The 21,129-nt window shown below is 48.8% G+C and carries 17 protein-coding genes and 2 tRNA genes; 5 read left to right on the forward strand and 14 right to left on the reverse strand.

Features of this window, described 5'->3' with window-relative positions; translation table 11 throughout:
* Nucleotides 1–376 precede the first annotated feature (376 nt).
* Both B5F38_RS08790 and rplS read right to left on the reverse strand, forming a co-directional pair.
* The gene (locus B5F38_RS08790) at nt 377–3,247 is read right to left on the reverse strand and encodes a leucine-rich repeat domain-containing protein (RefSeq protein ID WP_143240947.1); all 2,871 of its coding nucleotides are present in this window, start codon (nt 3,245–3,247) and stop codon (nt 377–379) included.
* 188 nt (nt 3,248–3,435) lie between these two features.
* The gene (rplS, locus tag B5F38_RS08795) at nt 3,436–3,783 is read right to left on the reverse strand and encodes a 50S ribosomal protein L19 (RefSeq protein ID WP_025278994.1); all 348 of its coding nucleotides are present in this window, start codon (nt 3,781–3,783) and stop codon (nt 3,436–3,438) included.
* Nucleotides 3,784–4,051: 268 nt separating this feature from the next.
* Between rplS and B5F38_RS08800 the strand changes: the two genes are divergently transcribed.
* From B5F38_RS08800 to B5F38_RS08810, 3 genes are read left to right on the forward strand one after another with little or no spacing between them, the layout of a single operon-like run.
* On the forward strand, nt 4,052–4,930 hold the full coding sequence (locus tag B5F38_RS08800) for a bifunctional UDP-sugar hydrolase/5'-nucleotidase (RefSeq protein ID WP_087408922.1): 879 nt from the start codon (nt 4,052–4,054) through the stop codon (nt 4,928–4,930).
* A 15-nt stretch (nt 4,931–4,945) separates the two neighbouring features.
* Entirely contained in the window at nt 4,946–5,716 is a 771-nt protein-coding gene (locus B5F38_RS08805; protein WP_087408923.1) for a 5'-nucleotidase, read from the forward strand.
* A 6-nt stretch (nt 5,717–5,722) separates the two neighbouring features.
* Nucleotides 5,723–8,701, forward strand: coding sequence for a glycoside hydrolase family 3 N-terminal domain-containing protein (locus tag B5F38_RS08810; RefSeq protein ID WP_087408924.1), 2,979 nt, complete (start codon nt 5,723–5,725; stop codon nt 8,699–8,701).
* Here B5F38_RS08810 and B5F38_RS08815 read toward each other — a convergent pair.
* Entirely contained in the window at nt 8,689–9,393 is a 705-nt protein-coding gene (locus tag B5F38_RS08815; RefSeq protein WP_241147837.1) for a porin family protein, read from the reverse strand. The genes B5F38_RS08810 and B5F38_RS08815 overlap by 13 nt on opposite strands.
* A 227-nt stretch (nt 9,394–9,620) precedes the next feature.
* Here B5F38_RS08815 and B5F38_RS08820 point away from each other — a divergent pair, with 227 nt between their 5' ends.
* On the forward strand, nt 9,621–9,788 hold the full coding sequence (locus tag B5F38_RS08820) for a 4Fe-4S binding protein (protein ID WP_087408926.1): 168 nt from the start codon (nt 9,621–9,623) through the stop codon (nt 9,786–9,788).
* 293 nt (nt 9,789–10,081) lie between these two features.
* On the opposite strand, the gene rpmA is transcribed toward B5F38_RS08820, so the two are convergent.
* From rpmA to B5F38_RS08835, 3 genes are all read right to left on the reverse strand, one after another.
* Nucleotides 10,082–10,345, reverse strand: a complete 264-nt coding sequence (gene rpmA / locus B5F38_RS08825) for a 50S ribosomal protein L27 (protein WP_025278985.1) — start codon at nt 10,343–10,345, stop codon at nt 10,082–10,084.
* 21 nt (nt 10,346–10,366) lie between these two features.
* Nucleotides 10,367–10,702, reverse strand: a complete 336-nt coding sequence (rplU, locus tag B5F38_RS08830) for a 50S ribosomal protein L21 (RefSeq protein ID WP_087408927.1) — start codon at nt 10,700–10,702, stop codon at nt 10,367–10,369.
* 227 nt (nt 10,703–10,929) lie between these two features.
* Nucleotides 10,930–11,003 (reverse strand) — tRNA-Pro (locus B5F38_RS08835).
* Nucleotides 11,004–11,167: 164 nt separating this feature from the next.
* Here B5F38_RS08835 and B5F38_RS08840 point away from each other — a divergent pair.
* Nucleotides 11,168–11,240, forward strand: a tRNA-Phe gene (locus B5F38_RS08840).
* Nucleotides 11,241–11,479: 239 nt separating this feature from the next.
* On the opposite strand, the gene B5F38_RS08845 is transcribed toward B5F38_RS08840, so the two are convergent.
* The 8 genes from B5F38_RS08845 to B5F38_RS08880 all read right to left on the reverse strand — a co-directional run bounded on the left by B5F38_RS08845 (nt 11,480) and on the right by B5F38_RS08880 (nt 21,120).
* Nucleotides 11,480–11,977 (reverse strand): hypothetical protein, encoded by a 498-nt coding sequence (locus B5F38_RS08845; protein WP_087408928.1) that lies wholly within the window; start codon nt 11,975–11,977, stop codon nt 11,480–11,482.
* Entirely contained in the window at nt 11,967–12,857 is an 891-nt protein-coding gene (locus B5F38_RS08850; RefSeq protein ID WP_087408929.1) for a hypothetical protein, read from the reverse strand. The genes B5F38_RS08845 and B5F38_RS08850 overlap by 11 nt, the downstream gene beginning before the upstream one ends.
* Nucleotides 12,858–12,859: 2 nt before the next feature.
* Nucleotides 12,860–13,210 carry a hypothetical protein gene (locus B5F38_RS08855; RefSeq protein WP_087408930.1) on the reverse strand — a complete coding sequence of 117 codons (351 nt, stop codon included), beginning with the start codon at nt 13,208–13,210 and terminating at the stop codon, nt 12,860–12,862.
* A gap of 4 nt (nt 13,211–13,214) precedes the next feature.
* Nucleotides 13,215–13,991 (reverse strand): site-specific DNA-methyltransferase, encoded by a 777-nt coding sequence (locus B5F38_RS08860; protein WP_164470578.1) that lies wholly within the window; start codon nt 13,989–13,991, stop codon nt 13,215–13,217.
* A complete protein-coding gene (locus tag B5F38_RS08865) occupies nt 13,981–15,372 on the reverse strand; it encodes an N-6 DNA methylase (RefSeq protein ID WP_087408932.1) in 1,392 nt (463 codons plus the stop codon). Before B5F38_RS08865 ends, B5F38_RS08860 begins: the two co-directional genes overlap by 11 nt.
* A gap of 526 nt (nt 15,373–15,898) precedes the next feature.
* Nucleotides 15,899–17,095, reverse strand: coding sequence for a glycoside hydrolase family 76 protein (locus tag B5F38_RS08870; protein ID WP_241147838.1), 1,197 nt, complete (start codon nt 17,093–17,095; stop codon nt 15,899–15,901).
* A 133-nt stretch (nt 17,096–17,228) separates the two neighbouring features.
* A complete protein-coding gene (locus B5F38_RS08875; protein ID WP_087408934.1) occupies nt 17,229–18,581 on the reverse strand; it encodes a SusF/SusE family outer membrane protein in 1,353 nt (450 codons plus the stop codon).
* Nucleotides 18,582–18,618: 37 nt separating this feature from the next.
* Nucleotides 18,619–21,120, reverse strand: a complete 2,502-nt coding sequence (locus B5F38_RS08880; RefSeq protein ID WP_143240948.1) for a glycoside hydrolase family 97 catalytic domain-containing protein — start codon at nt 21,118–21,120, stop codon at nt 18,619–18,621.
* Nucleotides 21,121–21,129 lie beyond the last annotated feature (9 nt).

The following is a 21,129-nucleotide window of genomic DNA, read 5'->3' on the forward strand; positions in this document are numbered from 1 at the left end:
GCCGAAACAGCTCCGGCAGGCTCACACCCGCCGCTCGGCCCGAGGCTGTCGACCCGGGGCTGTCAAATTGTCCTGCACCTCACCGGCTTACACCGCCACAGCCTCACCGGCCATGCTGCCAACCCGGCCCCTTGCATAGACGGTGCAAAGATAGTGCAAACCGCGGGCATCGCAAAATTTATTTCAATTCGTTAAGGGACAGAGCCTGTTTTCTGCGCTTTGCCCGAAGCTACATCGCACACCCTGCCTGAAACTCACCATCCTTGAGCAGGCTCAGCCTCGAGACAATCGCACAAAAAGCAGGGGCCCTGCACACCATCGGCAGAGCCCCCGTATCGGATTGAAACGGATTGACCCAAGTCACTACCGTTTCACATTATCGGCACAATACCTTTACTCGATTCGTACCACAACAAACAATGTAGACACCTCTATCGAGCGGTAATCTGTTATCGCCAGCCACGCCGCTCATCTGGGCAACCAACCGGCCTTGAAGGTCATACACGACTACGGGCATGGCACGATCCAAGCAAATAGTAAGTCCATTGCCATCCTCCGTAATTATCCTGAAGCCGTTTTCAGCCTGTTCTATTCCCGAGAAATCCATACCCTCCATGGTAAACGACTCCTTCCACAATCCTCCATTGTTCCAATAGTCGTAATAATTTTCTTGCGGCACATACAACATACAACTCTTAGGCACATTGGTAAAAGGTGCATATGTGGCATATAGTTCATATCCAAAGCGGCCATAGCGATAATCTTCATATACCTCTGTTTCGGGAGGTACAGGGGCTTGCAAATAAACCTTCTTGAGGTTCACACAATCTTCCAAGAACGAATATCCCACCTTCTTCACACTACTCAAGAGATAAACCACTTCAAGATTATCACAGCCCGACAAAAGACCTCGCGGTACATTTTCATTCACACTTGGCACCGTAAAGAGCTTCAAGCCCGCTCCTGCAAATACATAATCGCCCAGTTCCACTGAATCGGATAGAGTAATATACTGCAGCGACGAACAGGAAACAAAAGCCGAATCATCTATCCGTTTAAGACCCTTGGGTAAAGAAACTTGAGACAAATGCGTACATCCCGAGAATGTACTGCTCCGAATGGTATCAATCGACGCCGGAATCACTATACTGCTCAAAGCACTACCGCCAAAAGCCGCTTTTCCTATCTCCGAAACCGTTTCGGGAAGAACGATAGCGGTCAACCGGCTGCAATCCAAAAAGCAGGAATCGCCTATCGACTCCAACCTTTCCGGGAGCTCTATGGACTCTATGCCAACACCTCTAAAAGCCCCGGCCGACAGTCGGGTCGTAACCGGCGACAGAGTCACATGCCGCAACGAAAGGCAACCATCGAAAAATGCCCGACTCACTTCGGTCATCTCTTCAGGGAATTGAAAGTCGGTCAACTCGGCACAATTGCGTATACACCCCTCACCCAGATTCTGCACAGCAGCAGGAAGTGACAAAGAAGCAAAGCTACACGAAGTGAATGCATAGTCACCAACAGAAACCGTTTGCGGCGAGAGTCTTACCTGCGACAAATTACTACACCCGGCAAAGCACCCCTCGGGAATTTGAGTCACCCCGCTCGGCACATTTATCGACGCCAATCGGGTACAAGCAAATACCGAATCGCCCATTTGCGTTAACGACTGGGGCAAAGAGACCTGTTCCAAATAGGCGCAGTCGAAAAAGAGTTTGCGGGGAAGGCTTTGCAACGAAGAGGCCGACATATCGACCGACTTGAGCTGCTTACATCCGCCAAAAGCACCCTCACCGACCGACTCGATTGCAGCCGAAATAACCAATTGATTATCGACCGGTTCTATATTACCCAGTTTCACTTTTTTCAGCCTCCAGCAATTATAAAAGCTACCCGCACCCACACGCGTCACCTTGGGAAGTGACACCTCGGTCAACGCCAGGCAATAATTAAATACTTCGTTGCCTATCGCCGTCACCTGCGGGAAAGACAATACGGAACAAAGTTGCGAGCACGAACTGAATGCTCTATCACCAATATAGTCAATATGATTATCAGCTGGAATATCCAACCATTTCAATACCGATGCGGCAAACGCACGACTACCTATCTTCGTAATACTCTCCGGCAAATAGATTTCACTGATCTGAGACCCGTAAAAAGCAGACGCTGGAATAGAATCGCCCTCCATACGGCACCCTCGTAAATCGAGGACATGAAGAGAAGCCGTATTCGACAAATTGTTCAAAACCGTAAGATCATCCTTGTTCAATGTCCCGGTTATCCGAAAGCCTTTTGCTTGAATCAGGCTCTCGGAGGTCAACTTCGAAGACAACGTTCCCGGTGTTTCCACATGAAGGTCGGTATATTCAATGTCCCATCGCAACGTATCTCCAGAGCTCAAATTATCGATTTCTACCACACGTTCAAATCGCCAAGCCTCCGAGTATTTCTCCCGGCATCCTATCGGCACATATAAACGGCAAGCAACCCTCGTAGCATTATCAAAGCACGACACCCAGTTTCCTTCGGTTCCCAACGTAGGAACGACATTCGACATCATGGAAATCTCGTCCAGCGACTCACATCCGGAAAACGATTTCTCCCCTATTTTTGTCAAGCGATCGGGCAATTGCACGCGACGGAGCGACGCACAATTCGTAAAAGAGTTTTCCCCGATTTCCGTTACCTGCTCAGGGAACTGCAAACTACAAAGCGAAGGACAATCCACGAAAGAATATGCACCTATTACCGTCACATTATCCGATATCTCCAACGTTTCAATCGCACAATTCTTGAAAGAGTCATAAGTCGTCTTGGCCGCAATTTTCCCTATTTCTTTTAGCTGAGGACACGACACAAAACTGGAATATATCTCGGCCGTCACCCAATCCAGATTTATTTTCTGAATGGCCGACTCTTTAAATGAATTGACTATTGAATAACAAGTTTCCGGCAAACGAATCTCCTTCAACGAACTGTTTTTACAAAAACAACCATTGATTATGCCAACTTTCGCATCTTCAATATCCAAATACTGAACAACATTCGCTTGCCCCACATAATACAAATCGAGATGATTGATATTCCCGACCAGCTTCAAGTGGGTTATCGTCTTGAGCTCTTCCTCAGAAAGGATTTTATCAAGACCTCCCGCCTCATAGCATGTAACCGTCTTATACTCTTCGGCAAAGACAGGGAACACACTCAACCACAAAAGCAACAGTGTCACTACCTTTTTCATAGCTATTCCTCCAGTTAATGAATCTATATACAAAGATAATCGTTTTTCTTTAATTAACAACTCTACAAGCCCCTATTTATGGGGATTTCGTAATATTATCATTATGCCATCCTCCCCACCTCGTAACTTTAAAACATAAAAACCGCACCGATTGCTCGATGCGGTTTTTATATGCCTCCAAAAAGAGATTAAACTCTCTTCTCTTTGATACGGGCTTTTTTACCGGTGAGTGCACGCAGATAATACAATTTGGCGCGACGCACTTTACCACGACGGTTGATTACGATCTCTTCGATGAACGGCGACTCGATGGGGAAGATTCTCTCTACTCCCACGTTGCCCGACATCTTACGAACCGTGAAACGCTTTTTGTTACCGTGACCCGAGATGCGGATAACGTCGCCGCGGAATTGCTGGATACGCTCCTTGTTTCCCTCTTTGATACGGTACGATACGGTAATCGTGTCACCACTGCGAAAATCGGGGTGCTCTTTACCGCATGCGAATGCTTCTTCTGCAATCTTAACTAAATCCATTTTTAATAGCTATTTAAAATGTTCATACTGAAACGTAATATAACAGGCCACTTTTCCTGCCAGAGATTACGAAAAGCGGTGCAAAGTAACAACTTTTTCGGCACATAGCCAAGAGATACCCGCTTTTTTTACTCGACAACAGGCTTCTGCTGAAGATAAAAACAATCGAGACCGATAAATTTCATACTCCCCGTTTGATATATCCTCTCTAAATTTGTAATTTCGTCCAATCGAAACAACAAATTATTCAAGAATATACACGCAATTTATGGTAAAGAAAATTATTGGAATCGCGGCTATTTGCCTCTCGATGGCCTTCTGTGCCGAGGCTCAGCAAGGGCGTATCGTCATTCTCCACACCAACGATACCCACAGCCAGATAGAACCTTTTGCCCCTTCGCACAAGACGTATGGCGACTTGGGCGGCGTGGTGCGCCGCATGGCGGTCATCGACAGCATACGCAACGCCGAGCCCAACGTGCTGCTGGTCGATGCGGGCGACGCCATTCAGGGTACTCCCTACTTCAATTTGTTCAAAGGCGATGCCGAGTTTGAGGCGATGAATGCCATGGGCTACGACGTGCGCACGCTGGGCAACCACGAGTTCGACGCCGGCATGGAGAAGTTGGCCCAACTGATCAAGGGCTCGACGGCCGATTTCATCTCGACCAACTACGACCTGTCGACTACCCCGCTGTCCGGTCTGGTGAAGCCTTGGGTCATCCGCGAAATCGGCGGCTACAAGGTGGGATTCCTGGCGCTGAACGTCAACCCCGAGAACCTCATCCCGGCCGAGTCGTGCCAAGGGGTGGTATTCCACGACCCCATCGAAGCGGCCAACCGCACGGCCCGATTGCTCCGTGAGAAGGGGGCCGACCTCGTGGTGGTGCTCTCGCACCTGGGATATACGGCTCAAGAGAAGAGCGACACGACCGACCCGCAGGTGGCTGCGGCCAGCACCGACATCGACATCATCATCGGCGGCCACTCGCATACCGAGATTAACCCCGAGAAAATCGACGCCACCCCCGACTCCACACTGCGCTACCGTGTGAAGAACAGCCAAGGGCGCGACGTGGTCATTGCCCAAACCGGCATGAGCGGAGCCTACCTGGGCTGCATTACCATAGATTCCAAAAACAAATAATCAAGCTGCACACTCATGAAAACGACTTACAAACATACCTGCTGCATACTCGCGGCCGCCTTGTGGCTTCTCTCGGCCTGCACGGCTTCGCGACCCGAATTTGACATCACCTCTCGACTGATTCCCGTCGATGCCCACTGGAACCAGACTCCCGAGCCCCAAATGGAGGCTATCGTGAGCAAATACAAAACGAGCGTCGACAGCGTGATGCGCATCGTCATAGGCACCTCGAGCCAATACATGGAGCCCAAACGGCCCGGCTCGCTGCTGACCAACCTCTCGGCCGACATCATCAAGAGCGAGGCTCCGTCGGTATTCGGGCAACCGGTCGACCTGGCCATCACCAACATCGGCGGCATCCGCAACCCGTTGATGCAGGGCGAAATCACCCTCGGCGAAATCTACTCGATATTCCCCTTCGACAACACGCTGTGCCTCATTAAACTGAAGGGGAGCGACCTGCGCGACCTCTTCGACATCATCGCCTCGCGAGGCGGCGAGGCCGTAAGCCACGAGGTGCGCATGACCATAGCCGACGACAAAGCCGCCAACCTCACCATCGACGGCGCCCCCCTCGACGACAACCGCATCTACTCGATAGCCACCATCGACTACGTAGCCAACGGCGGCGACCACATGACCCCGTGTCTGAAGGCTACCGAGCGGAAAAACAGCGCCGCCTTCCTGCGCGACGTGGTCATCAACTACATCGAAAAAGCGACTCAGGCCAAACGCGCCATTTCGGCGCTGGACGAAGCGCGCATCACCCCGGCTAAACCTCAATAACGCGATATGAAACACTCTGTTGTCTGCACGGCGATACTCCTGGTTCTCTGGCTCCTGCCTGTCCAAGCGGTCGAACCTCATCTGTTGCAAAAGGCCGACCCGCAAAAAATGGAGCAATGGACCGACTCGGTATTCAACACCCTCACCCCCGACGAGCGCATCGCCCAACTGTTCGTCATCACCGTGCGCAACAGCGATACGCCGCAAAACCGCCAGTCGTTGAAACGGCTCGTGCAGGAGTTGAAAATTGGCGGCCTCCTCTTCGATGCCGGCACCGCCACCGACCAGGCCACACTCACCAACTACTGCCAATCGCTGGCCCGGGTGCCGCTGCTCATCACTCTCGACGGTGAGTGGGGGTTGGCCATGCGCCTCTCCGACACGCCCCGATTCCCGGTGAACATGATGCTGGGGGCTATCCAGAACGACTCCCTGCTCTATGAATATGGACGCGCCGTGGGCCGCCAGTGCCGCCGCATGGGCATTCAGGTCAACTTTGCCCCGGTGCTCGACGTCAACAGCAACCCCCGCAACCCGGTCATCGGCAAACGGTCGTTCGGGCAAGGGCTCGACAACGTCTCGACCAAAGCCATCGCCTATGCCCGCGGACTCGAGGCCGAGGGGGTGATGGCCGTAGCCAAACACTTCCCGGGTCACGGCGACACCTCGGAAGATTCGCACAAGACCCTACCTCTCGTACCGCACAGCCGCGAGCGGCTGATGCAGGTCGAGATTGCCCCCTTCAAGCGGTATATCGACAGCGGCCTGTCGGGGCTGATGGTGGGTCATCTGAATATTCCCGCACTCGACGATTCGGGTCGACCGGCCTCGCTCTCGCGGACCATCACCCACGACCTGCTGGGCGATTCGCTACAATTCGAGGGGCTTGTCTTCACCGATGCCCTCAAGATGAAAGGGGCATCGACCTTCGGCAACACCGCCTTGCTGGCCATCCAGGCCGGCAACGACATCGTGCTCAACCCGCTGCGGCCCGAGGCCCAACTCAAAGCCATACGCGAAGCCATCGACCAGGGGAAAATCCCGCAAAGCCTCATCGACGAGAAATGCAAAAAGGTACTGCGCTACAAATATGCGTTGGGGCTGGCCCGGCAAAAGTCGGTCGACCTAGAGGGGCTGACGGCCGACTTGAACGCTCCCCGATACGAGGCGCTGAACCGCCGGCTCAATGCCGAAGCGCTCACCCTGCTGCACAACCGGCACCACACCCTCCCCATCACGCATCTGGACAAATCGAGAATTGCGGTCGTATCGGTGGGTAGCGATACAAAATCGGTATTCCAAACCACCACGAAACTGTATGCACCACAGCCGGGACAGTTCGACGACTCTACCGACCTGACCGTCCTGCTCGACACCCTGCGCCACTACGACCGGGTGATTGTAGCCATCCACAGTGACAAGACGCAATACCGAGCCCGCATCGGCCGCCTCTGCCAGACCGGAAAAGCCATTGCCGTCTGCTTCCTCTCGCCCTACCAGATGAACCGGTTGAGCCACGAGCTGGCCCACAACCGGGCCCTGCTGCTGGCCTATGAAGATACGCCGCTGGCTCAGGAGTATGCCGCACAGGCCCTCTTCGGCGGCTGTGCTATCCGGGGCAAACTGCCCGTCAAGCTCGAGGGCTCGTTCGACGAAGGCGATGGCCTGCGCACCGAGAAGTGCCGCCTGGGCTACACCCTGCCCGAGTCGGTAGGCCTGGACAGCCGGGTGCTGTCGAAGGTCGATTCGATTATTGCCGAGGGCATCGCTCACGAGGCCTTCCCCGGCTGCCAACTGGTCGTAGCCCGTCAAGGCGAGGTGGTCTGGAACAAGGCCTACGGCTATTTCGACTACGAGACTCACGCCCACCCCGTCGCCACCGACGACCTCTACGACCTGGCCTCGGTATCGAAAGCCACCGGCACTCTGCCTGCCGTGATGAAAGCCTATGACGACGGACGCATTATGCTGGAGCGACCCATGAGCCACTACTTTGCACCGCTGCGAAACAGCGACAAAAAGGATATTACCCTGCGCCAGGCCCTGTTTCACGAGACCGGCATGCGCCCCTCGCTGCAAGTCTCGGCAATACTCATCGACCCACAGAGCTTCACCCCGCCCCTGTTCAACCGCCGGAAAGATGCCACCTACTCGATACCCATCGACGGCTGCACCTTCGGCAACCGCAACGCCCGGTTGCGTTCCGACCTGCTCTCGACCCGACAGTCGGCCCAATATCCCATCCAGATAGCACACGACCTCTACGGCTCCGCATCGCTCCCCGACACCCTCATCGCCCGCATCATCGACACCAAGCTACGTCCCACGAAACGCTATCTGTACAGTTGCCTCAACTTCATCCTGTTGAAAGAGACGGTCGAGAGTGCCACCGGGATAGCCATGGACCGCTACCTGCAAAAGCATATTTACGGACCGCTGGGCATGGGCACCACAGGATACTGCCCGGCCACCCGATTCCCCATCGAGCGGATTGCCCCCACCGAAAACGACCTCTTCTACCGCCACCAGCAGCTCGACGGCTATGTGCACGACGAGACGGCCGCCTTCTTCGGCGGTGTGCAGGGCAATGCCGGACTCTTCTCCTCGGCCAACGACCTGGCCAAGCTGTGCCAGATGTGGCTCAACCACGGCAGCTACGGCGGCGAGCAGATATTGTCGCCCGAGACCGTGCACCGCTTCATGACCGAAAAGAGCGCCACCAGCCGCCGCGGACTGGGATTTGACAAACCCGACACGAAAGAGCCCGACAAAAGCCCCACCGCACTCGAGGCATCGCCTGCCACCGTCGGCCACCTGGGCTTTACCGGCACCTGCTTCTGGATAGATCCCGAGCAACAGCTCATCTACATATTCCTCTGCAACCGAGTCTATCCCTCGCGGTCGCACAACGCCCTGTCCGAGCTCAACATACGGCCCGAACTCTTCTCGGTTATCTACAACTCTATCGAGGATTATTCGAAATAAAACGACAAGACCACCATGTTTGAGGTCGCCTTCTTCAGCGATTGAGTATACTTGATGTCGGCCGGATCGCGCAGGTCGTTGCGTTTCCGGTTGATAACATCAGTCAGCCCGAAGCAGAACTTCAGCTCGGGAATCAGTTTGAAATAGGGAAGATAGAGGTCACACCCGATACCGATGGTCAAGTAGCCGTCGAAGGTGTTCAGCTTGAGGAAGTCGTTCCGCTTCTTCGACACGTCTGCCGTAGCCATCACCCCGCCAATCAGGTAGGGCCGGTAGTTGTTGCACCGTTCGGCACTGAATTTCAGCTCGACGGGCAGCACGATATAGTTCGACTTCAAGTCCTGAGTCTGAGTCGCCTGCGAGTTCGACTCGCGGTATTTCACCACCTTGTTGCCAAAGAATATGCCCGGCGACACCCGCAGGTTGAGGTATTGGCACAGATAGAGGTCGGCCATGAGGTTCACGTTGAAACCCGGCGAAAAATCGGGAATATCCATATACCAACTCTCTCCCCCCTCGGTCACGAAGCCCGAATGCACAAAAGTCATATCCTGCACATGCGTACCGATGGAGAAGCCCAGATGCAGCAGCTTGTAGTCGGCATAAGGCAAATTCTGCACCTTGCGAGGTTGGGCCCACACCGTGCCGCCAGCCAGCGACAAGAGCGCTACCACCCCCACGCACCAACGCACGACCGACTTTCGCCCACGAAATATCGGCCGCCCCACAGAGCCTCTATGTAACCATCGTTCCATCATCGGGTAACTAATTATCAAACGGAAAAACAACGGGGTTATTGTTTCGCAAGAATTCTATTTACGCCAGAAAATCTCTCCTCATTTTTTTTGCAATCGCAATAAAAGTACTACATTTGTGGTGCAATTAGATCTAATTATTTCAAACTAAAAACTAAAAAACAATGGCTTACGTAATTAATGACAACTGTGTTGCTTGCGGTTCTTGCATTAGCGAGTGCCCGGTAGAAGCTATCTCGGAAGGCGATATCTACAAAATTGATCCCGAAAAATGCTTGAGCTGCGGAACTTGCGCCGAGGTTTGTCCTAACGACGCTATCCACGAAGCATAAGAAGCACACACGTGAAAGATTAAAAAAGGGTCTGCATCACACCGATGCGGGCCCTTTCGTTTTATCCACCGCCGGCATCGGAGAGGGAGCAACTATTGCATTCCCCATCCCCCCCCACATACGAGAGCAGCCACCACCGCCGGCATAGGCACATCACCGACACGCACAGCACCACTGCCATACCACACTCCATCCACGAAACCCGCGCTCTGCATTCCCTCCCGTACAAAAATAAAAAACGTGACTGCTCTTGCGAGCGGTCACGCTTTCTATACATAGGTTATAACTCTTTATTAGTTATTGTCTGCCGGTACAACCGATACATACGAACGGTTCTCTTGACGTTTGCGGAATACTACCGTACCGTTTACCAAAGCGAACAACGTGTGGTCTTTACCCATACCTACGTTCTCACCCGGGTGATGTACTGTACCTCTTTGACGTACCAGAATATTTCCGGCCTTGGCATATTGACCGCCGAAAATTTTGATACCCAATCGTTTGCTTTCCGATTCACGACCGTTCTTAGAACTACCAACACCTTTCTTATGTGCCATTTTCTTAGAAGTTTAATAGGGTTAAGCAACAATTTCTTTAACTAACACTTCGGTGAAATACTGACGGTGACCGTTCAAGCGACGATAACCTTTTCTTCTTTTCTTCTTGAAAACAAGAATTCTTTCACCTTTTACGAGGCCTTTCTTACCGTATCCGTCGTTCGAAACAACCTCACATACGACCTTCGCACCTTCTACGGTGGGAGTGCCTACGGTTACTGCTCCGTCTTTGTCAACGAGCAATACTCTGTCAAACTCGAGAACGGCGCCATGCTCTGCTCCCAAATAGTGGACAAACAACTTCTTTCCGTTTTCTACTTTGAATTGTTGTCCTTGAATCTCAACAATAACGTACATTTTTACTTTTTATTTTTACGTTTATCTCTGCCGGGCGGGGCCAACCGTGGCACCTCTTTTTGAGCCCATATCAGAATCAGCCCACAAAAGTACAACAAATATTTGGCTCTCACAAGCATTCGGCCCATTTTCTCCGAAAAGAAATGCAACAGCCGCCCCCTCCCCGCCGGTCGAGCTTTAAAACAACAATCGCAACCGCTTCGATTTCAAGCGATTGCGATTGCAAGTCGGGGTGAGACGACTCGAACGTCCGACCTCCACGTCCCGAACGTGGCGCGCTAACCAACTGTGCTACACCCCGCACTTTGTTTTGCGGGGACAAAGATACATAAAGTTTGAGAAAAGCAAAAATGATTCCCTAAATTTTCGCGTTTTTCTTATCAAAATCTCCATCATTTTCATTTTTATGGCAAAAAATTAGGAGGATAATAAAAAATAGTTCTATCTTTGCACACGCAAAACCAAGGTGCCATAGCTCAGATGGTAGAGCAAAGGACTGAAAATCCTTGTGTCCCCGGTTCGATTCCTGGTGGCACCACTTTGAAGAAAAGCAAAAGAAAGTAAAATCCTGATTTCACTTGGAAATCAGGATTTTTTGTTTTCCCCCGGCACGCAAAAAACGGCAAAATATTACCGTTCGAGGTAGAGCAAAAGGTGGAGATAAAAACTTTGTATATGAATTAGTTGGATAATTTTATAGTATTTACTGAATGGTACTAATTAGTTTCATTTAATCAAATAGCGTTAGAGCACACATACAAATCTAATGTTATATTATTATAATTTAGGAATTAAACTAAACATATCTGGAGCTTTTGATGAAATATTCCAAATACCAACTTTCATCTTCTTTACAACTTTTCCTTTTCCAAAATCTAAAAGATCTTCTCTAAGAAAGATATTCAATAATTTATCTAGACTGCCCAAATTCATAGATGTAAACAAAAATGCTTCTTCCGGATCTATTAGTTTACAATAGGCCCATAACTGACCTAGATCTCTTAAAGTAAGAGCCGTTTTTTTAGCTTCAATAAAAAATATTTTTGTTTCATTTTGTTTTTGCACTATGCCTAAAACATCTATTTGTATATCAACACCTATAGCAAGATCTATACATATACCATACTTTGCAAGAACTCTATCAAGTCTTTCTGCATGTGAATCCAATGTAATAACATTACATCCCTTATATTTATCCTGTAAATAATAATGCAACCAATTCCTCATTGGTTCATATAATTCTATTTCATAACGGACATTCTTTCTATTCAACATAACCTAATTCACTTGCAATCTCAATCCATGAGTTAAAATGTTTTCCCCTTATTATTTCAGGTATAAACTCATCTCCCTCACATGGATGCTGGATTTTCTTTTTAGAATATTTCTTTTTACTATCCCAATAATATCTATGCGTAATATCTGATGGAATTTTACCAGCGTTATTATACCCAGCAATAAGTTCATTTGAGTACATTTCCAAAGCCTGTTGTTTGTGTAATACACCAAAACCAATTGGTAAAAACTCATTAGCCCATATTTTTATTTGATGCTCTTTTTTCCAAAAAGAAAAATTCCCTTCATTATATTTTTTACAATATCCATCTCTCATATTAGGATGAGCCCAATCTATATTTTGAACAGGTATATCAATAGATTTTAATAAATTACAGATATCAATAACCAGTTGCCAGTTATTAGGTATTTCTAAATAAACTCTATGCTCATATTTATTAAAATAGCAATTACTTCTTCTTATATAACCAGTTACATCAGCAAACCCTCTTAAGAAATACTTTTTCTCATCAATAGAGAAATTTAAGACTTCATTATCTAACTTTATTTCATTATGAGTATTTGCATTTCCAATATAACGTATAATTTCCCTTATTAAGTATTCATTGTTAGGCTTAGAAAAAGAAATTATTGTACAGTGTTGATATTGAATAAACTTCAGGCTATTACCAATTAATGGTTCTATGATATTACGTATGTCAGCAATACTAGCTTTAACATATAATTTTATATCATGAAAATCTTCTGTTACTAACTTTTTATGAGGAATGGTAATAGAGATAATGGTATCATTCATATTTCTCTGAATTTCACCGTTACCACATATCATTCCTAAAAGATATGACATCTCAATATTCATACTTAATTATGACCTAATATATATCCGTGTTCAAACAAAAAATTCACAAGACTATTGTCATCAATTCTATATTTAAACTCATCAGCTCTATATACCTTATTTTTATACATTCTATCTTGCCAATATGCTGATAAATTATTTTTATTATTAAAGTAGACTCTAAGTTCTACTCCCCATTTATCAACATCCCCAAGTTTTCGTATCCCTTGACTTGATATACTTATATTTCTATGATATTTACTATTATAGCTACTGATAAAATTAGCTATTCTTTCTTCTCTAGCTTCTGCCTCAATAAAAATACTTTGAGGATTTTGCCTTAAAAACTGCAAAAAAGAATCATTATTATCCATAGTGTTATTTTTTTATAAAGATTAAAATATATTCGTGCACTTTATTTATTCTAAATTTATAAGGGTATCCCAAAGGACGCATATTATTATATTCATGCTGTCTATCCCATATGATAATATCATCATATATAAAACCTATTTTTTGCATTTCTGTTGCAAGGTCACTATGTAAAGGATAAAAAACGCTTTTCTTCCTTATATCCATTACATTTATTAAACAATAGGATCCCGGAATTAAAACATCATATACAAGCTTAAATATAGAGCCAAGCGAATTAAGAAAAATCTTATAATCGCAAATATTACCCAAATCATTGGGATTGTCAGAATAGTTTTGAATTTCCTTTCTATCTGCACTTCTTTTCATATTAAGAATATCCCAATACGGAGGAGATGTCAGACACAAATTAACTGTATTTGGATGTATATTTTTTAACTCTTCAAGACTATCACCATTAATTATGGAAATATTACAATCATCACCAATACGATGCCTTGCAAGTTCACAGAACTCTGTGGATAAATCTATTCCTATTGCAGATCTATTAAGATTTTTTGCAGCAACAAGAGTAGAACCAATACCACTAAAAGGGTCCAATACGACTCCGTCATTTCTCGAAAACGTACTGATCAATTTTTCACACAATGACACAGGGTATGAGGCAGGATGCTTAAATTCCTTTTCTTCTATCGTTTTATTAAAGTTTCTCCAAATACTAAAAGAATTTTGCAACCACTCTTTTCCCGTTAAATCATTACATCTTTTATCTTTATTTATCATAATTCCATTTTTCTGATTGAATCAATCTTACCTGAGTATCAATATATTTTCTTTCTTCTATAGTTATATTGTAAGTTTCATAAATAATATTATTCAGATCTTCAACAGCTTCATACCATTCATTACACATATATGAAATATTTTCAAGCAACTTTACTATACTAATAACTTTTGTAAAAGTACCAGTATTAATAATCAAAGGAATCTTTTTTAAGTATTTCGCGTCAGCATGCATTGTAAGTTTCGAGCCATTAAAACAAAACCTCATTAAATAGTAATTACATAAACGGGAATGCAAGACTCCTAATACATAACGACACATTTTCTCATCCCCATCCGTAAAAACTGTAACTGTTTCTGAAGCCTCCATGTTCCCAGCAAAACTAGCAATTATTCCAGCTTCTGCGCTATAAATATTTTGAATAAATATTTTATTACCATTAGATGGTACTGGAACATTCTTAAATGAAAACTTTCTTATGTTCTTTCCAGCTATAGCATTAGGAGATTTTGATTTCCCTCTTCCAACATATCCTGTACAAATATCACCTAATTTTTTGTATGATGACTTTAATTTTTTATATATCTTAAAGTCATATACATTTGAAAACAACAAGATTTCATCACTAAAAAAGTTTTGAGGGACCAATGTATTTGCAACAAACTCACCTTGACGATAACTAAAAAATTCAATATTATTATTAGGTGAATATTCGTTTGCAAGAGTTAAAACAATTTGTTCTCCCCTAACATTTTTGAAATATGCTCCTAAATCTATTATAGATCTTATTCTTTTCTCTCTCAAAAGAAATCTTCTTAAAATACTATAAGCTGAAACATGCAAAAAGTTCTTAGGTATTATATATGATATACCCCCACCTACTTTAACTAATTCAAAGGCCCTATATATTGCAGCTATAAAAAGATTACTACCAGAATCTTTAACATTCCTTAAAAACAAATAATCGAATGTGTTTATCGTTATGTCTTTACTAATAGGTACATAAGGAGGATTACCAATTACAAAATCAACTTTTTCCCTTAGCCCAATCTTCTTTAATACAATATCCCCACTATTTGATAAAGAATCAACAATATGAATATTGGAAACACCACTATTCTTCTTACAAAAATCAACCGCTCCTTTATCAATATCTGAACCATATAAATTATTATATCCTAAACACTTAGCAGAAATAATAAAATTTCCAGTGCCACAACAAGGATCCAATATAGATGCATTGATTGGAATATTTAAGAATTTAATTATTTTCAAAGACAAATCAACATCTGTATAATATATTCCATCACTTTTTTTTTTAGCAGTCAAAAGAGATGTTTCATATTCCTTGCTTTTTTTAGAATATTCGGTTATTTCCATAACTAGATTGCACTAATAATCCATACTTAATAATAAGATATAATATACCAAGATAAACACTATGACAAATATATACAAATTATTCCTATTAATAATGCTTTTATCTTACTAAAAACATTATTCCCCTTGCGAAAAAAAGCCTTCTACATAACCTTGTACAAAATACAGCAAGCCTCCGGTGGTGCAATAGCGGGAGATTACGTCTTTAGCTAAAAAATATATCAAAGATATTCAGCTACTTATCGTTAGATTACGATTCCTGGTGGCACCACCGAAAACCGAGATAGCAATATTTGCTGTTTCGGTTTTTTCGTTTCTACCTTCCCCTCTCATAGAATACCGGCCTACTCTTCTGCATTTCGTCAAGGGCGAGACGACCCATAACCATACAGCCGTAATTCACAAACCAAGGATACTTTCCCGGCCGATACCGTGCTGGGCCATAGTCTCGCGCAAAGGCATAAAAAAACTCCCGAAGCAACGAAAGGTTGCTCCGGGAGCTTTCATCTTATGTCATAAACACACACTACTCTTCTGCGTCGATCAGAGCGAGGCGGGCATACATCTCGGCCATGGCAAACTGGGTGAGGAGCCACTTCGATTCGTTGCGGGTCTGCCCGGTCCAGTTGTCGTTGAAGAGGCCGTTCTCCTCGCGCATGCCGTTGGTCCAGGCCTGGTCCAGATTCTCTTGTATGGCATCGATGTAACGACGGTCGTAATCGATGCCGTACAGCTCGATAAAGCCCCGCACCATGATGGCCGTGAACCAGACGTTGCCGGGGGTGAACACGCGGTACCGACGCCCGGGTTGCGACGGGGCGGCAAAGAAGTGTTCGTAGCAGGCGGCTGCCAGTCGCCGGGCTTCGCGCAGATAGTGCTCCTCGCCCGTAAGGCGGTAGAGAAGGGCCGAGGCCTGCATCATCTGCCCGCTGTTGTAGGCAAACTTGGCCCGGCCTATGGTGCCGTCGAGGCTCTTGTTGTCGAAGTAGAGGCCGTCGGTGGGGTCTTGCAGGTTGGTGCGGGTCCACTCATAGAGGCGCACGGCGGTGCGCAGGTAGCTGCTGTCGCCGGTAACGAGGTAGAGCTTGGCGGCATAGACCGAACCCGGGGCATTGGAACAGGTGTTTTTCCCGTTCTTCTTCTGTTCGCACCAGTATATGCCGTAGCCCAGCTGGTTGTCGATACCGCTCTCGATAAAGCGCCACACGAGTTTTGCCTGCTCCAGGTATCGGGGGTCACGAGTGAGTCGATAGAGGTCGGTAAAGTCGAGACCTATCCAGATGTTGTCGTCGTAGAAGCGGTCGGAGGCGGGGGCCGTATTCAGATAAGAGGAGTAGGCGGCTGGTGTGCGCACCGAGTCGAAATACATTTCCAGTCCGGGACGGACTTGCTGCTCCAGCACCTGCCCGAAACGGGGGTCGAGACGGGCATCCCAAATGGCTGCCACGGCCGAGAGGCTGCCCGAGAAGGGCCACAGGTAGGAGTAGCGTTTCTGCTGGTCGGCCTGCTCTTCGTTCGAGAGGTAGGTCACTTTCAGTTGGTCGTCAAAGGGGTAGGTCTCCCGAAAGAGGGGGAGACGTTCGTCGCCATAGCATTCCATCACGGCATCGAACGTGGCGACGGCCCGATTGTAGTTGTCGCTCCCGGCCTGGCACACCGCAGGTGCGAGACTTACGGTGGCAAGGGCCAGGCAGCGAGCTATCATGAGACATGTTTTCTTCATACGATTTACAGTTTGTCGGCGGTTTTCACCCCAAGAGGTCTCGGGCATTCCCGATTTTCCGCACTAAAAAACAAGCAAAAAAATACCGAGCCGGGGAGGTCGGCTCCCCGACTCGGCTCAAAATCTTAAGATCTTATTTAACTATTACTTTATGAGAATATACCTGGTTGCCACAAGCTACGCGCACTACATATACGCCGCTCTGTGCCATGTCGAAAGCATAGTCGCTTACGGCACCCGTCGAGGCTACGCAGTTGCCCAGCAAGTCGAATACCATCACGCCGTCGAGGTCGAGGCCGTTGGCCAATACGCGGATGGTAGCACCGTCGGCTACTACAACCGGAGCGGTAGCCAGCACTTCGCTTACAGCGCTGGAGGTACCCTCCTCGACCGTGAGAGTCATGGCATGGAGGTCGACCGTGAGTTTGTAGTTACCATCCTCGGGCACCGTGAACTTGTTGTCGTGGCCCGAACCGCGGTACGAAATCGTGTAGCTGCCGCCGATTTCGATGGGTTGATTGGCGCTTTGAGTCGCATCGAATACAAAGTCGTTTTCCCATACCCCGGGAAGAAGTTGGTTGAGGAACTTGAACTCCGTGCCGCTACCGTCGGTCGTCTGAGCATAGAGTTGACCCGACCAGGTGAATTTGCCCGATTCGATCTTTTCCATCTCTACACCATCTTCGGTCAACCAGCTACCGGGACGAGCCGTCAAGGCGCTACCTACGATATAGAGGTGCTCGTAGTCGATTTTGAGAACTTCCATCTTCATCTCGGCTACATTGACCGTAATCGTGTAGGTCGAGGTGGCGGGGATTTGGAACTCGGTAGTACCTACGCCGTCGGCGCTATATACCATACTGTACGAACCCGATTTGATGCTGCCGGTATTGGCGGGGTTGAACGACATGGTTTCGTCGCCGTTTACAAAGTAGAAACCTACCATGGGGTCGGCCTCTTCGATTACGCCCGACCAGGTGTAGACACCATCCGAAACCTTCTCCATGGCTACCTTGTCGGTAAAGGCGCTACCGGCCAGGTATACTTGACCGAACTCGGCTACGTCGGGGAGCTCCTGCGTAGTCTCGGTCAGCAACATGGTCATTTCGTTCAGGTCGATATCAATCTTGTAGGTTCCCGTCTTGTCTACGATGAAGGCAGCATCGGGTTGAACCTCTTCGTGTTTGTCGAGCAGAGCGACTTTCACACCGGGAGTCACGGTCTCGTGAGCGGCTGCGGTAGTCGTCAAGCAGGGATACCAGCTACGGCTAACAATGAATTTGAATCGACGCGAATTGTCACCATGGTCGAGCAATTCGCCGGTCCAGGTAAATTTTCCATCCCCGAGATTGGTCATCTCCAGGTTGCTATTGGTGTTCCAACCGGCCGATGTGGCATCGCCGATTACATACAGGTGATCATAACTGGCTGCAGAGAGTCCGAGCACGGACAACAAACAGACCATTAAAAAGGTAATCTTTTTCATAAGTTTTATTATTAAGTTTAACAAAAGGTTCTCATTTTCATCGTCCTATCAATACTTTTTGGGTAAAGTCGAGCCCGGCGGTGTGGAGCTTCACGAAGTAGACGCCCCGATCGGGAACGGAGACCGACAGGCGGCCGCCCTCGAAGTGGCCGGTGCGCAAGAGTTGGCCCAGCGAATTGTAGACGGCATAGTCGGTAGCCGATGCCTGCTCGATGATGATGTCGCGGTCGAGCACGTAGACCAACCCTACCGACTCGCTCTCCTGCGGAGCCTCCACGTCGGTCGTCCCGTCGGCATACTTCGACAGGACGATACGGTCGAGATTGGGACCGTAATCGGAGTTGTTGCCTACCTCAATCGTGTTGCTCACCGTATGGTCGAGCGTAACCAGCACTGTGCGGTGTGCCATGTAACGACCCGTGGGGCCGCCGGTATTCTCGAACGAAACCTCCTGCCACGAGTTGATGTCGCCGTTCAGCTTCACATAGGCCGAACAGGGAGCATCGCTCATGTAGTAGAGGGTCATGGCATAGGTACCCGACTCGGGCACGGTCACCCCGTTGAAGACCAGGGCGCGGCCGTTGCCTATCGAGGCCACATACTCCCCGCCCGAACAGAGGCTGTCGACGTCGCTCTTCACCGGCACCCCGAAGGGTATGGTGTTTTCGGCGGCTTCGGCCTCGTATTTCATCTGTATGGGTCGCGGCAGTTGCGACGAGGTGGAGAAGAGCACCACGGCTCCACCCCGCTTCAGCAGGTCGACCGACAGGGTATCGCGGGACGACAGGTTGTCGCGGTACTCAAACCGGACCTCCGACGGGCAATCGCCATCGCCATACACATAGGCACAGTAGTTCTCGCCCTCGGGCAAGAACGACAGAGGCACCCGTGCCGTGCGGGCTTCGTGCGTGAGCGTGGCCCAATACCACTCGTCGCCCTTCTGGCGCACAAGGCTCACATATTCGTCGGGACGGGCCTCCAGACAGCGGGTATTGTCCCAGGCCACGGGCAGCCGTTTCAAGAACTCGCGGGCCATGTGATACTCGAAATTCTCGGGAGCATCGGCCAGATGCTGTATGCCCGACTCGAATACCACCGACAGGGCCAACTGGTGAGCCCAGGTGGTGCCGGAGTGGATGCAGCCGTTGCGGTCGGCAAAGTCGACGGGGGCATAATCGGTGGAACCGATAGCGCCGCGAATTATGGCCGAGTTGATGTTGTGAATATCGGGAAAGTCGGTAAATACGGTGTTGGGCAGCACAGCCTCCGAGGTGAGCAGGTGAGGCCAGGTGCGTCGCAAACCCGTGGGTTTGGGGCAAGCGTAGAGGTCGAGCAACAGCTGGTTCTGAGCCGTCACCCGCAGCAGCAGGTCCACCTTCTGCATCGTAGCCTGCGACTCGCTCTCCCAGAAGTCGACCTTCAACCCCTTCACACCCTGCGATTTCCAGCTCTGTACCATCGCGTTCAGGGCAGACTCGTCGGAAGGGAGGTCATTCTGGTTCACCCATATCAGCACGCCCACCTCCTTCGAAGAGGCATAGTCGACCACCTCCTTCAGCGAGATGCCGTTCTGTTCCCAGCACTTGTCGAGGGTGAAGTACTCCCACCCCTGTTCCTGGGCCCAGTCAATATAGTGTTTGATGTTGCCCATATTCAGGTAGTCGGCGGTGAAATCCTCGCCGGCAATGTTCCAGGCAGCCCGTCCCGGGGTAATCCACGAGAGGGAGTTGACGGCCGTCGCATCGTTAAGATTCTCGAGCATCACCGTCTCGACCACCGACTCGAGCGAACCCACCAGCAGCACCCGCCACGGGGTAGCCAACGGGAGGGTAGTCGATACCGATTCACGAGGCTGGAAACAGAAGGCACCGGTCTCGTCGTCGACCGTGAGTGTGCTCCCGCAATACGAGCCGTTGACTCTCGCCTCGGTCATCAACAGATAGTTGCCCCCCATGTCGACCAGTATGGGGAAGGGGGTATAGGTGGCACAGGCCACGAACTCGGTAGCGGTCTCGCTGAAAAGCGACTGGCTGTCTTTGGAATACTGTTGGGAATAGATGGTTTCGCAGGCGGCGGGCAGACATTCGCTCTGTTCGACATAGACCGAAACCTCGCCGCTGCCGGGAAGCTCGTAGCGGTAGGCCACACCGTCGTCGTAGACGCGGAAGACAAACTTCACTTCGTGCCCCTCCTTGCTGCCGGTCACCGTGGCCTCCTTGTAGGTATTTTCGTAGCGGCTGCGTTTGCCCGACGGCAATTCATAAGGGTCTTCGACCAGGCGGTCGGTAAAGGCGAGGTCGCCTACCCCGCTCGAAAAATCGCCCACCGAGGTGACGATTCCCAGGGCCGACTTCTCTATCAGTGTAGCGGTACCCTTCACGACCTTGTAATACAACGCATCGTTGTCGTCGAGCACGACGAGTTTAATCGAGTCGTTGGGCGAGGTCGACTCGCCCAGGACCTGTTCGCCCCAAGCCGGAGCGATACCGCTCATCACTCCTGCCACAATCAGGAGTCCGTATGTCAATCTGGTTTTCATCTTCAATAA

The sequence above is a fragment of the Barnesiella sp. An22 genome (genome assembly GCF_002159975.1).
In the GTDB taxonomy this organism is placed as follows: Bacteria; Bacteroidota; Bacteroidia; order Bacteroidales; family Barnesiellaceae; genus Barnesiella; species Barnesiella merdigallinarum.